At 34.1% G+C, this 13860-nt stretch carries 13 protein-coding genes, 1 tRNA gene and 1 pseudogene; 4 read left to right on the top strand and 11 right to left on the bottom strand.

The window, feature by feature from the left end; all coding sequences use genetic code 11:
* Window positions 1-26: 26 nt before the first annotated feature.
* Window positions 27-932, bottom strand: a complete 906-nt coding sequence (locus tag Q1A47_RS03025) for a carbohydrate ABC transporter permease (protein WP_121603860.1) — start codon at window positions 930-932, stop codon at window positions 27-29.
* 15 nt (window positions 933-947) lie between these two features.
* A complete protein-coding gene (locus tag Q1A47_RS03020; RefSeq protein ID WP_226983558.1) occupies window positions 948-1952 on the bottom strand; it encodes a sugar ABC transporter permease in 1005 nt (334 codons plus the stop codon).
* A gap of 157 nt (window positions 1953-2109) precedes the next feature.
* Here Q1A47_RS03020 and Q1A47_RS03015 point away from each other — a divergent pair, with 157 nt between their 5' ends.
* The 3 genes from Q1A47_RS03015 (at window position 2110) to Q1A47_RS03005 (ending at window position 2799) form a co-directional block, all read left to right on the top strand.
* Entirely contained in the window at window positions 2110-2382 is a 273-nt protein-coding gene (locus Q1A47_RS03015) for a hypothetical protein (protein ID WP_299630481.1), read from the top strand.
* A 90-nt stretch (window positions 2383-2472) separates the two neighbouring features.
* Window positions 2473-2547: transfer RNA gene (locus tag Q1A47_RS03010), tRNA-Cys, on the top strand.
* A 39-nt stretch (window positions 2548-2586) separates the two neighbouring features.
* Window positions 2587-2799, top strand: a complete 213-nt coding sequence (locus Q1A47_RS03005; RefSeq protein WP_166530158.1) for a hypothetical protein — start codon at window positions 2587-2589, stop codon at window positions 2797-2799.
* A gap of 233 nt (window positions 2800-3032) precedes the next feature.
* On the opposite strand, the gene Q1A47_RS20840 is transcribed toward Q1A47_RS03005, so the two are convergent.
* From Q1A47_RS20840 to Q1A47_RS02985, 5 genes are all read right to left on the bottom strand, one after another.
* Window positions 3033-3284, bottom strand: a complete 252-nt coding sequence (locus tag Q1A47_RS20840; protein WP_166530159.1) for a YesK family protein — start codon at window positions 3282-3284, stop codon at window positions 3033-3035.
* A 325-nt stretch (window positions 3285-3609) separates the two neighbouring features.
* Window positions 3610-4647 (bottom strand): HAMP domain-containing sensor histidine kinase, encoded by a 1038-nt coding sequence (locus tag Q1A47_RS03000; protein ID WP_166530160.1) that lies wholly within the window; start codon window positions 4645-4647, stop codon window positions 3610-3612.
* Window positions 4648-4655: 8 nt separating this feature from the next.
* A complete protein-coding gene (locus tag Q1A47_RS02995) occupies window positions 4656-5321 on the bottom strand; it encodes a response regulator transcription factor (protein WP_026682548.1) in 666 nt (221 codons plus the stop codon).
* A gap of 24 nt (window positions 5322-5345) precedes the next feature.
* A complete protein-coding gene (locus tag Q1A47_RS02990) occupies window positions 5346-7511 on the bottom strand; it encodes an ABC transporter permease (protein ID WP_166530161.1) in 2166 nt (721 codons plus the stop codon).
* Window positions 7501-8280, bottom strand: a complete 780-nt coding sequence (locus Q1A47_RS02985; protein ID WP_026682550.1) for an ABC transporter ATP-binding protein — start codon at window positions 8278-8280, stop codon at window positions 7501-7503. The genes Q1A47_RS02990 and Q1A47_RS02985 overlap by 11 nt, the downstream gene beginning before the upstream one ends.
* Before the next feature lie 272 nt (window positions 8281-8552).
* Here Q1A47_RS02985 and Q1A47_RS02980 point away from each other — a divergent pair.
* Window positions 8553-8858, top strand: a pseudogene (locus tag Q1A47_RS02980) (IS21 family transposase); the annotation flags it as partial.
* 312 nt (window positions 8859-9170) lie between these two features.
* Here the strand turns inward: Q1A47_RS02980 and Q1A47_RS02975 are convergent.
* The 4 genes from Q1A47_RS02975 to Q1A47_RS02960 all read right to left on the bottom strand — a co-directional run bounded on the left by Q1A47_RS02975 (window position 9171) and on the right by Q1A47_RS02960 (window position 13735).
* A complete protein-coding gene (locus tag Q1A47_RS02975; protein ID WP_166530162.1) occupies window positions 9171-9641 on the bottom strand; it encodes a hypothetical protein in 471 nt (156 codons plus the stop codon).
* Window positions 9642-9794: 153 nt separating this feature from the next.
* Window positions 9795-10352, bottom strand: coding sequence for a hypothetical protein (locus Q1A47_RS02970; protein WP_166530163.1), 558 nt, complete (start codon window positions 10350-10352; stop codon window positions 9795-9797).
* A 485-nt stretch (window positions 10353-10837) separates the two neighbouring features.
* Window positions 10838-13096, bottom strand: coding sequence for a helix-turn-helix domain-containing protein (locus Q1A47_RS02965; RefSeq protein WP_166530164.1), 2259 nt, complete (start codon window positions 13094-13096; stop codon window positions 10838-10840).
* Between the two features lie 18 nt (window positions 13097-13114).
* Window positions 13115-13735: a YesL family protein gene (locus tag Q1A47_RS02960; RefSeq protein WP_026680035.1), complete on the bottom strand. Its 621-nt coding sequence runs from the start codon at window positions 13733-13735 to the stop codon at window positions 13115-13117.
* Window positions 13736-13860: the final 125 nt, after the last annotated feature.

The following is a 13860-nucleotide window of genomic DNA, read 5'->3' as shown; positions in this document are numbered from 1 at the left end:
CGCGAATCGATATCACTTCATATTGATTAGCCCTTTAATGAGCCGATGAGAACACCTTTAACAAAATAACGCTGTAGGAAAGGGTAGACGATAATAACAGGAAGGGAAGAGACGATCATAACTCCATATTTAACGATAGCAGCAAGCTGTTGCTTACTATGCATTGCTTCTGCCATGCTTCCTGTCATGTTTGTATTTTGAGAGGCCATTTCCTGTAATACAAGTATTTCTCTTAGTACGAGTTGAAGTGGATACATTTCCTTATCCGATAAGTAGATTAATGCATTAAAGTAGCTGTTCCAATGTCCTACTCCATAAAATAATGCCATTACAGCAATAATTGGAGCGGATAGAGGTAGAATAATCTTTGTAAACAACTTAAAATTTGAGGCCCCATCTATTATTGCAGCTTCCTCTAACCCTTTAGGGATAGAAGTTTGAAAAAACACACGAGCAATTACAATATTCCAAACAGCGGCAGCATTTGGTAAAACCATTGCCCAAATCGTATCAATGAGTCCTAAGCTCTTAACAACTAAATACGTTGGGATTAATCCACCACTAAAAAACATGGTTAATACAAACATACCCATTAATAAATTTCTCCCTGCTAAATCTTTTCTTGATAGAGCATAAGCCGCTGGAATAGTAACTCCTAAATTAATGACGGTTCCTAAAACGGTGTATAGAATCGTATTTAAATATCCTCGCCAAATATCATCATTTTGAAATATTAACTTATATCCCTCTAGCGTTATTTCCTTTGGAAACAACCACATCTCACCAGTATTAACAGCTGATGGATTACTTATTGATGCACTAATAATGTAAATTAATGGATACAGCACAATCAATAATGCCGCAGTAAGAAATAATAGAACCAACGCTTTAAACGCCTTATCTTTTTTTGTATCTTGGATTGCTGAGCCCATATAGTCTGTCCCTCCCTACCAAAGACTAGTCTCACTTGTTTTTCTTGCAATTTGGTTTACCGTTACAAGTAGAATCGCATTAATGACTGCATTAAATAAACCGACTGCAGCAGCAAAACTATACTGTGCATCTAATAAACCTGCTTGATAGACAAATGTTGCAATAACATTTGAAGATTCAAGATTAAGTGGATTTTGTAGTAATAATATTTTTTCAAAGCCCATTGCCATAATATTTCCTACGTTCATTATTAATAAGATAATCATAGTGGGAACAATTGCTGGGATGTTAATATGCCAGATACGTTGAAATCTAGATGCTCCATCTACAATCGCAGCCTCATGATGCTGCGGATCTACACTTGATAATGCGGCAAGATAAATAATCGTACCCCAACCTGTACTTTGCCATACGCCTGATAATACATATACGGTTTTAAACCAAGCAGGATCACTTAAGAAAGCAATTGGTTCAAAACCAAGTAATTGTATAGCATGATTGATAATTCCTGTGGCGGGAGATAGAAAAGCAATTATCATACCAGCCATGACAACGACGGAAATAAAATGGGGCGCATATGTAACCGTTTGTACCGTTCTTTTATACAATCCATCCTTCGCTTCATTTAAAGCTAATGCTAAGATAATCGGTAGTGGAAAACCAACGATTAATTCATATATACTAATGCCTAACGTATTCTTAATTAAATCCCAGAAATAATAGGATTCAAAAAATCGAGTAAAGTGTTCAAATCCTACCCATTCGCTCCCCCATATGCCTAATGTAGGAATAAAATTCTTAAAGGCAATTTGCACACCATACATTGGGATATAATGAAAGATGAAAAAGTATAAAAACGCTGGCAGGACAAATATATATAGCTGCCAATTCTGTAGGATCTTTCTATTCTTTCGATGTTTTTTAGGTTTGTTAATCTTATTGCTTTTACTGAAAGCTTCACCCTCAACAGGGTAAGCCTGCATTTCTTCCTCTCTTAACGGAGAATTAGCTGTGCCCACGTATTTGCCCTCCTTCCAATTTAAGAAACTGCTTACATGTTATATTTTTCAGAAAATACAATCAATATGTGATTTTCATTATAGCTTGTCAGCCAGTTTGTACACATACCGTTTATCAAGGGGTTCACCAATTGTACTATGTTACATTTGTTTTAATATGTTCCGTTTTACATTTCATCGTTTTGATAAAGTGTATCGGTGGGGACAAAAATGTTTTAATCAAAAAAACAAACAACTAGAAATGATCGTTGCTATGAACTACTCAAGAAATATACTTCGCTTTTTTTCGTGGGACGCTCGTGCACTATGGGGTCTCACTAATGCCTTTCCTCCTGCAGGAGCACTAATCGAATTGCTCGACAAAATTCCAAATACTGGAACCCATCCAAAAAACGTTATTGTAGAAGCATTCGGTGATTTTCATTTTTAACTCCTGTTTCAAATCTTGAGATGCTGAGACTTGGTGTAATAGAATGATTGTTTAGGCTTATAATTCCTCTTTATCTAACCGACAACAAATGGTGGCATGGCCAAACGGTTAAGGCGAATGTCTGCAAAACCTTGACTCTCGGTTCAAATCCGAGTGCCACCTCCACTGGTTGCAGCCAGATTAAAATTATAAGAAGATGAAACTATGTTAGTTGGAATTACGCTTGATCGTGAGGTGGAAGTAAAAGTAAGTGTTATTGATGACAGCTATCGAGATAGTGAGATTCCAGAATCAAACAAAGATTTGTCAGACAATCCAAAGTTTGATTCGGAAAATAAAATTACACCATATGCATGGTGGTCAAAGGATGGTTGTTTTCCAGGAGGCTATCAACACTGTGGAGGGAATTATGGTTAACCGCCTCGAGATCATGGTAGTAGCGCACCAATTAATTATACGGATAGTTGCTGCGTACTTCATGATAAATGTTATAAAAAGATAGGCTTAAGAAGTGTAGTTGTAATACCATGCTTTACAACTGTGGAGAAACTGATGATACATAGACAGCAGCAGAAATTCGATTTTGCAGATAAACGTTGCTAATATTCAACCGCAAAAGAATGCGTAACATGAAAGCATCCTTTGTTTTTTTACTTTTTGAATTTTAATTGTTGCAAAACAAAAATCAGAATCAAAGAAACAGGAGAGACTATGAATAAAGATGCGCTTATCACTCCTAGTTGCATTCCTTCCCACTGACCAACTATAGTACTTATAATAAATAAAATGATACTAAATAAAATGAATATAAGTGGAACAAGAAACTTCATTTGTTTTAAAGGTAAGGAGATAATGACTATAACAACGATAAATACTAGTGTTAGTCCTAATAGACTTTTCAAAGATTACACCCCAACTTGTTTTATATTTTACTTTTAACCATATTCTAAATCCAAAAATATAATATTGAAAACATGTTAAAAGGGAGAGAGAATGAAAACGTTTTAGATAAGTAAAAGAAAATTAGAAATGATAATGATGTATTTTCTCCGTACAGCTCCATAATAATCTCCTTAATAATTCACTAATTTTTTCGAATTCCTAATCACCTAAAATGTTCATTATTTAAAATCGAACAACAATGTTGATTGCATATTTGTAAAGCCTGTATAGTACTGTTACCTAATTCATCACTATAGATAATCATATCAAGCTCAGTATGACAGCTTATTGTTTCACATTTGGAAATATTAGCGATATGATTAACCCCGAACCAAGCTCTGATTTTGCATCCAACTGAATTGCCAAATCATAAGCCATCTTGCTCACTAAGAAGAGTCCCATACCTGTCGATTGTCTTGTATAAGTACCTCTCCTTCCAGTAAAGCCCTTATCAAAAATAAATGGTAAATCCTCTTCATATACACCAGGTCCATTATCACTAATATTTAAAAAAGTTTGATCACTCACTTTGTCATAAACCGTTTCAAATTTCAAAATTGGACTATCCTCATTCTGTGGAACGTGTTTAGTACTATTAGCGATTATTTGTTCTAATATAAAAGCTAATCCTTTGCGGTCAGAAAAAATTTCCATTTCTTCACCTATGAATTGTATTTGAAAACCCGATTCATCTAATAGTGTTTGATGGTCTTCAATTGTCTTTTTACAAAATGCTAGTAAATTTATAGACTCAAAAATATAATCTTTATGAGTAGCCCCGAGTCTTGCAAAATACAAAATTCGCTCTACGTCTCCAAGCATTTGATTCCTAATATGAAGCATACGCTGTCTAACAAAGGGAGATATTTCATCACTGCGGTTATCTAATACCAATGTCATCAATGACAGGGGCTTTTTAATTTCATGAACCCATCCTTCTACATAATTTTCATAATCATTCAACTCAATGACTTGATCATTAAGTTTTGACTGATATGATCTTATGACACTTCCCATTCTACGGATATATGACCAATTTGTCTTAGGAGATAGCTGACATAATATTTCTTCGTTCGCCCCGTTCGGTTCTAATAAAAAATCTTGAAAGACAGCTTCTATAATTTTTTGCTTTCTAATGATGATGAATACGGACAACGATATCATTGTTAGAGTAAAAATAATCATTAGTCCTACTAACACCTTAAAGGTTTCTGGGTAAGCCAACCAGGCTAGAAAGATAAATAGAAGATCTGTAGTAATTAAAATAAGAAACCATAGTTTATAAGCATGAAAACAATCATAGATTTGCTTTATCCATTTCATGGTTTCACCTACCCCCTAAGTCGATAACCTTGACCCCTTATTGTCTCAATATGATTCTCCAAGTCTATTTGCCGTAGTGTTTTTCGTAAGCGAGTCAGATTTACTTGAAGAGCATTTTCATCTATATATTGCTCCGTTCCCCATAAAAGTTCACTTAATGTTGACTTGGATACAATCTCAGGTCTATGCTCCACTAGAGCCAATAAAATTCTTCCTTCATTAGCTGATAATAACAACGACCGAGATCCCTTATACAAAGTAAAGGTATTCGGGTCTAGCGAAAAACTGCCACCATCTACTAACTTTGGTTGCTCTTTAAATCTTCTGAGCAAGTTCTGAATACGCGCTAACAATCTATTTCGATTACATGGTTTTATGAGGTAATCATCTGCGCCTAAATGAAAACCATGTAATTCATCTTGTAACTTATCTCTAGATGTAAGAATCAATATGGGACCAATCCCTTTTGATTTTAGACTTTTGCATATTTCAAATCCTGATTGTTCCGGTAAATTGATATCTAATAAGACTAAGTCTGGTACCAAAGTAGCTATTTGAAGTGCTATATCTTGAAAATCTTCCATTGCTACCGCTTCATACCCTTCTTTTTGCAATATATCCATTAACTCTTCTCTCATTAATAAATCATCTTCAACAATTGTAATCCTCGCCACTTTAGCACCTCCTTTGACTTCTCCTTAATCGATATTTGGCTTCCAACGCAATTTATCAATTTCATGATCTGCTGAACGTGCTACTGCTACGCCATAAATCACAAAAATGCCGAGTACAAGACAGGCAAAGGTAAGGGCAATCGGATACAGTAACACTTGATCATCGAAGTAAATAATAACAAATGAAATCATAGCCCTTATGCCAACCGCTCCACTGACGCATGCGAGAGACATAGGTAACAGAAAAGTCAGCAACACCTGTCTATGCACCGATTGTTTCATTTGCTTACGTTTTGCCCCCAACACGGAAAGCGTTACATAGCGTTGTCCAGTCTGCTTCATCTGCGTCAAAAATTGTAAAGCTATTACCGTACAGGCAATAATTAAGAATAAGAATCCCAAATATAGTGTCGTATAACTTCCAGCAACAACGTAGAAAAGTTTCCGTCCAAAGTTTTGTAAATAACTTTCAAACTCGAAGCCTGAGGATTGTAATAAATCTCTAGCCTCCATCATTGCCTTCATTAAACCTTGCTGTTCTTGCAGCTTTTGTGGAATGCAAAAATTCCAATAAGACACATAGGTTTCCGTATCTAGTAATTGTTCAAACATTTGATCGGGGACGATAAATGCTGAGGTAATTTCTACGGAACGATCTGCTACTAATCCTCTCATTGGAATTGATGGGTGTATAAATACTTCCTGATCATTAATGCTCATTAAACTTTGCCTTTCTTCTAGAGCATCCTCAAGAATACGATCTAGTACAGGCATGCTTTCTACATCATCCATAGGCATAAAATCTGGATTAAAGTATAAAGCAATTTCATCTGAATCTAGGTTCAGTGGTGTCTCTCCTATCGCCTCTAAAAGCCCATTATAAGATGTTTCAGGAATGAGGTAGGGTTTTGTTGCATCGATTTCTAGTACCCCAAAAAGATTAAGTGCTTCAGGATTCTCTGAACTGATATCATAATATTGCATTTCTCCAGATAAAATTTGCTCTCTATAGTTGCTTGGCAAAGCCATAATTAGTTGCTCTCTTAATTTTGACCAGTCTACCAACGATAAAGGCAAGTCGTCTTCCCCTTGTTCATCTTGATATTTCATTTGTCCAATTTCAAGAAAATTTAAGTCCTCTACATATGATACCATTTTTTCTGACGTAAGAAATTGCTCAGCCTTTTGATTATCGCTATTAACAGTAAAATCATAGATCGCGGGACCTCTAGTATAAACATTTTCTAACCCCATGATAGTCGAAGCACCATCTGTTAGCAAAATGATAGCGAGCATAATGAGAATCGATGTTACCGCAACAGAAGTAGATCGATTTGCTATGTTTTCTTGAAACTGCCTTAATGTAAATGTGTGCAGACCTTTCGTCGATTTACGCTCGGACATGCTTGCCAATAAGCCTAGTAATTTTGCAAATCCTCTCATAAAAAGGATTGTTCCTAAACTTCCGAGAGCCAATGCCGCGAACAAAATCAGTCCTGCAAAATCCATAAAACGGTATAAAACAATCCAATATGCAGCGCCTAATAAGATAGAACCTACTAATATATTGATAACGTTGCCTTTCAAATGCCCCATATCTTGTTTCTTATCCATTTGCTCATAAAGTAATTGATGTACCTCTTGATTAAATAATCTTCCCCCAAGAATGGCTAACGCTATAAACTGGATGAATAAAAAACCAACTATGGTAAAGAAAATTGCACCTACCGACAAGCTGATTTGATGACCGATAATTCCCTGCCCGACTAATTTAGATACCGTCAAGCTGATTATTTCTGCTAAAAATCCGCCTATCAAAATGCCTCCAATAAGTGCCAAAATAGAAGTAATAAACCCCTCGGCTAAAAGTTGAAGAATAAGGCGTTCCTTGCGCATTCCTAACATGAGGTAGAGCCCAAACTCTTTACTCCTTCGATTTAATTGGTACCGATTAGCAAATAAAGTTAAGAAAAATAATAAAAATAATGAAAATAGATACACAATTGGCATTTGAGCTAAAAGTTTATCAATCGCATCACTTTCAAACTCCTTTAAGAATAAAATAACATCTTGTCTCCCAAGTGAAAGAATGATATAAAACGAGGCTACTGCTGTTACAAGTGTTGCAAAGTAGATTAAATTCTCCTTACGATTTCGTTTAGCATTACGATAAATCAACCTAGAGAACATTTGCACTTCCTCCTCCAAGCTGAGCTAGTAAATGCAAAATTCTCTCATAAAATTTCTCTTGTGACTCATCATGTTTGCGGCGCAGTTCATGAAATATCACACCATCTTGAATAAAAAGGATTCTAGAACAAAAACTTGCAGCATTAGGATCGTGGCTGACCATTAAAATTGTTCTTCCTCTACTTCTATTAATACCTTCCAACTTATTCATTAATGTTCTTGCAGAGCGTGTGTCTAATGCTCCAGTCGGTTCGTCTGCAAGAACAATGTCTGGATTAGAAATCAAACTACGTGCAGCAGCTACCCTTTGCTTTTGTCCTCCAGACATCTGAGATGGAAATTTTTTAAGAATATCTGTAATTTCTAAAAAAAACGCTAGATCATCTAATTTAGTGTGTGCTTTTGCAAAATCTATCCCATGAATAGATAATGGTAATAGTATATTTTCTTGTCCAGTTAGATTATCCAGTAATTCAAAGTCTTGAAACAAATATCCAATTCGACTACCGCGATACTCGGCTAAATCCTTACTGTCAAAAGCACTGATGTTTTCACCATTTAAAAGTACACGCCCCGATGTTGGTTTTATTATTGTTGCAATACAGTTTAATAAAGTAGTTTTACCAGATCCACTTGGTCCCATTATTCCTAAGAATTCTCCAGGAAGAACATCAAAACTAACACCATTTAAAGCTTTTGTTATATTGTTTTTCTTTCCGTAGTTTTTTTGTAAGTCTTGAACTTTTAGTAATTTTCCTTGTCTGACCACTGTATCAAACACCTTCCTTATTATGCTATTTCGAAATTATAATCGAATTGAGTTATACACATTATAACCAGCATAAAAGACTAGAAACACTTACAAATATTGAAAGGAAAAATAAGAGAAGTTGCTTCGGTATTTTTTATCAATATAAATTGCACCTCAATAGCTCAATTATTGAAAGGCATTGCGTAGGGTACTTTATACAAAAGAACAAAGCATTCAACTGATTTCTAAATTAAATCCAATGATTACTCAAAATGAACGAGCAAACGGAAAAAGCTATTCCTGACCAGCCAATGGGAGAACAAATGCAGGTTGATTTTGGTCATACAAAACAAAGAACACCTGACAATCAAGAGGTGAAGCTGAGCTTTATCGCATTTGTTTTGTCTAACTCGAGATACAAATATAAAAAATGGTTAGACAGACCTTTCACTACCCAGGATGTGATGGAAGCACATGAAGAGGCATTTCGGTGGTATGGCGGAATCCCAAGAGAAATCGTTTATGATCAGGATAATTTAATCGTGGTCAGTGAAAATGGCGGGGATCTTATCTTAACGAAAGAGTTTCAACATTATAAGGAAACCAGGCGTTTAAACCTTCGTTTTTGAGATGGAGTTATATACAACATTCCAATTCGAAAAAATAATTTTTATCCTTTTGCCTAAAATTTATGTACTTATTCAAGGCATTTAGCGTAAAATTAATTTACGCAATAATTGTTCTTATTTTGATGCAGTATTACGGGTGGCGTCAAGAAAATGCGGATTTACAACGCTAAGCACATTTCCCTGACGCCATCCGAGAATAGACTCTTAAAATCGAGAATTAATTTTCCTGTAACTCTTTCACTTTTCTATAAAATGTTGTCTTTTTATCCTCTGTCGTAGTCAATGATTCTCATTATGAGAATCAAAAAGTATTAGATATGCAAAAAACTCAGGTGTTTCTTGATTAACATGAGATGTGTCGATTCCACGTTCGATAAGCATATCCACTTTTAGTTCTTCGCAATTGGAGGTTATTGCATTTAACTGGGATTCAATAATGACAAGTATTCTTTCATTATCAGATGCAATCCTCATATGATTGTAGTAATGATCACTTTTTTCATTTCTTACTACTTCATACGAAATGAAATTTAAGTTATCCAAGTTAGATTTTATAGGGTCGTTTTTGTGTGCATTAATATAGTTAAGGATTGTCATTTTTAAGAAAATAACTTCGGATTCTGATAATTCTGTTTCGGCAATATCTAATTTTTTTTGAAATGCGGAGATAACGTCATTAACTGATTGTAACGGTCGAATCCTATGGGAATATTGCTGCTTCAAATATGCTTTGTACTCATCATGATCCACGTAATCACCTCAATAAAAAAAGAAATAAGAGATGCTCTAGTGAACATCTCGATATTATTACTCTATAGCATATAATCGCATAGAGTACTTTAACTATACCAACAGTTACTTCTAATCTGTACCTTAGTTTCTTTAATCAATAAGTATAAAGTTTTATTGAATTGGCCATTGTCCAATAATATTCGTGGCACTCAACCAACCGGAGCTTGTTACATATACCATTAGACCAGAATCTGAGACTCTTACTTTTGTTTGGTTTGTTGGTACATTTGCAGTGCCGATATAAGTAGTGTGATAAGTAGATGCTATGCCAAAATTATAAGTTTTTGCTGGAAATGATTTATATACCGTACGATTAAGTACTGAACTGTGCATGATATCCATTTTACTGAACTTTACAGCATTAGCAGCCTTATTCCCAGCATAAGTTAAGTATACATAAACTTGAGTAGAATTATCAGATGCTCTTATAAAAACTGGTGTAATCGTGCCTAGAGTTGCTTGAGTAGAAATTGAATCTTGAGATTCGTTGTTAGTGATTTGAGCTGGAGTACCGTCAGGATTTGGAGTGTTGAGTGTATTTTGAATAATTTCAAGATGTGCTGGAGTGATATTGTTTGACGTATTTTGTTGTACTGATTCTGCAAAAGTCGTGGATGAAGCTGAAAAAACAAGAAAAAACCCTAATAAAACAACGAATAATTTTCTCATAAAAAAATCCTCTTTTTAAATTTTTTGAGCGCTCTTATATTACATAATTCTACATATAAATCTAAAACCCTTTTAAAAAAGTAATAATTTTTAAAAAAGATAAATTGTTGAAGTATCTTGAGTCATCGCTTTTTCCCCCCTTCAACATGCTAGATTGTTAATTATCTTCAGTTTGCTTAGCTTAATAAATAGAATCAATATGTTCTTATCTTATAATTGTAATCATTCTGCTATCCAGACGTATATAAAGCATCGTTAGCCATCCACTATGTACAGTTTTTTTACAGTATGTGATTTTTGATATGCTTAACAATAGCTAATTACAGGCATTAAGTGAAACTTCCATCAGTGGGGGGCTTACTGCAAGCTATATGTAGGATAAAACTACTCCGAACTACGATCCGGATAATACTTTACTCGGATTATAATTCGGAGCTTCCTTATTTGCATGTCTGTTTGCCTCTCATAGATGGAGACACTCAAACTCATCTATTCAATTTACGATATTGCCCTGGAGTAACACCTATAATTTTTTTAAATTTACGAGTGAAATTGGCAACATCCTTATAGCCAACCTGCACAACGATATCTTTAATTGGCTGTTGCGTCTCCTTTAGTTGTTTTTTAACATTCTCCATTCGCAGTTCCTGTACGTATTGCGTAAAGGTAACCCCTGTCTGCTCTTTTATAAACCTACTAAGATAAGAAACAGAGAGTTTAAATTTTAGGGCAATACTTTCCAAGGACAGCTCATAGTGTTGATAGTTTTCCTGAATATACGCTAAAATATCATTGCGAAGCTGGTCATTATGACTTTCCTTTTTGCCTTTTACTTCTTGGCAAATGTCTAAGACCAATGTTTCCAATCTTGTATGTAACTGCTCAATGGAATAAAAGTCTACTATCCGATTAAAATCTTGAATATTATTACTCAAACCCGTTTCCGAGATCGTTTTAACGATTGTATTGATTATGTCAAAGCAAATACATTTTAAAACTTGAATGGAATAATCATTATGATCTAACTTGGAAAAAATGTGACGCAATGTTTCAATTGCTACAACCTTATCACCCTGTTTTATACTTTGAATAATCTTTATCTGCTCTTCCTTTGGATAACCAAGAGACTGCTCTGGCTCTAGACTAATATCCTCAAAATAAATAATACTGCCTGGAGGATTTATGAATTTATATTCAATCGTTGCAAGCGCCTCAATGTAGGATCGATTTATTTGTATTTTCTCCGTATAAAGACCTCCTACTCCAATCGTAGGCTCTATCAACGAGAATTCCTTGATAAACTGTCGAATTTCTAGTACTAATTGCTTTCGTAATTCGCTAGGCTGCTTTGCGCTTTCTTCTATACTGATAATCACCGCCATTGCATCATTATATAAAAGATCTATTCCATGAGCATTAGCATTTTCAAATGACATATCAGACAATTTATTAAATAAATTCTCACGTTCTAACATATTAGCTTCATGAAACATTCCTTTATCGAAATAAATAATTCCAACAAAATAGGTACCACCCTTCAGGTCTATTTGTAATGCCTTGGAAAGAGTCTCTATTTCTTCTTTAGTCGGAATATCGCCTTTTAACAGCTTTACAAAAAACTGATCCCTTGCAAATGGCTTTTGCATATACATTGCCTCATTTAAGGTTTGATGATCCTCAAATACATTTGTAATGGTTTGTCTTATCGTTTCTAGTTCATTACCTCCTTCCATTTCTTGCGTATTATTTTTTCCTTTTCTCGTAATTTCAACGATATTTCGAATCGGTTTGTATTGATTGTTACCAAGTAAAATTGCCAATATAAAACCTATAATAAATATAATAACTAATAATATAAAAACGATTAAACTAGTATTTCCCAACCGCTTAAAAAATTGATTGCTATCCATTACGGTAATGAATTTCCAATTAATCATATCGGATTTAACAGACACCATCGAATAGTCTTTACCATCTATCGTTACATTGTTAATTCCGCTTCTACTTGAAGAAGCATAATCAACTTTCTTTATATTTATAGAATCATCATTAATACTGGAGGCAATAATTTGATTGTCTTCATTAATAATATATGCATTCCCCTCAAAATCACCAAGGATATTTTGAATAAGATCTGTCATTTTTCTTTCTTTTATAAAATACATGACTGTACCATAGGGACTTGGATTCCCAGGAGAAATAGGAAATAAATAAGCAATCATATTCTCATGTTCATCCTCGTTAATTACAACATGATCGATTGGCTTAATAAACGGAATTGTTGAATGTAAATCATTTAGTAAATCTTGCTTTTTCCATTCATTAAAACGGTACTTATTATTCAGTAAAGCATCGATGGAATAGGAGCCATGCGTTGAATATATTGTTTCTGCATTATGGTAATATATAAACAATTCCTCAATAATGGAACTATTTGCTTTATATTTGTTTAATTCATCAATAGCCTCTCCACCATAATAATTATGGCTAAACATATATGGCGTCAATCTTGGATCATATGAAATTCTCGCTGCTAATGTTTCTAACTCCTTCATTCGCTCATTGGTTATGTTTTCAACCTGCTCCAATTTATTAATATTGGATTGTTCTATTTCCTTTCGTAGGCTGGAAACCGAGTTATAATAAATTATCATGCTCATAAGAAGAAAAGGTACAAGAAATATAAATAAATAAGAAATAATATATTTATATAACAGTCTAGGCTTTTTCCAATATCTCCACATAATCTCCCCCCTTATAAACTAACTCATTTGTTTATTCTCTATTTGTAAACAAGCTTGGTGGGCAAACCACATGATAGGTGTAGCAATTATTGATGATCCAGCAAAAACCAATAATATTGGCAGGAAATAGAATACATATAAAAGTAGAATAATACTAATAATCATTGCTATTGTTTCTAATGGTCTGGCCAATGCAATAAGAAAGGATTGTTTAATATATTGATGGAATTTTAAGTTATAACGAACAAATACAGGATAAAAATAGAGCAGCATAATAACATATAATGAACCAATAAATAAAAGTAATGCATGAAAATAAAAGGATTGAATGTAATTTTTCGATATGGCAATATCTATATACATAAATGCCCCAATGCTCATAAATAAAATACCAAATGCATTACTAGTCTTAAAATGCTGTTTATAAACAGCATAAAAATTTTTAAATATCGGTATATCGAAGTCCTTCTCATACCATTTGTGCATGACTGTATATAAGGCTGTAGTTGCAGGGGAAACACCAAATACTATTAATCCTAATAAGGTAAAAGCTACCCATAAAATATGTAAATACATGACTTTATAAAGCCAATTACCAAAATCATATATCCATCGTAAAAAACCATTAAATAAAGACAATTTATATCACTCCTATGTAAACGCTTACCTCGTTGTTTCTAACTCTCCTTCCTAATCCCCACTGAACTTCTTTTGTAAATACCAAAACAAGTGGCGTAATGGAAATAATTGGATGTATTAATAAT

This window comes from uncultured Virgibacillus sp. (assembly GCF_947495635.1).
GTDB lineage: Bacteria > Bacillota > Bacilli > Bacillales > Amphibacillaceae > Virgibacillus > Virgibacillus salarius.
The sequence above is the reverse complement of the archived record's forward strand: the minus strand, read 5'-3'. Positions and strand labels throughout refer to the sequence as shown.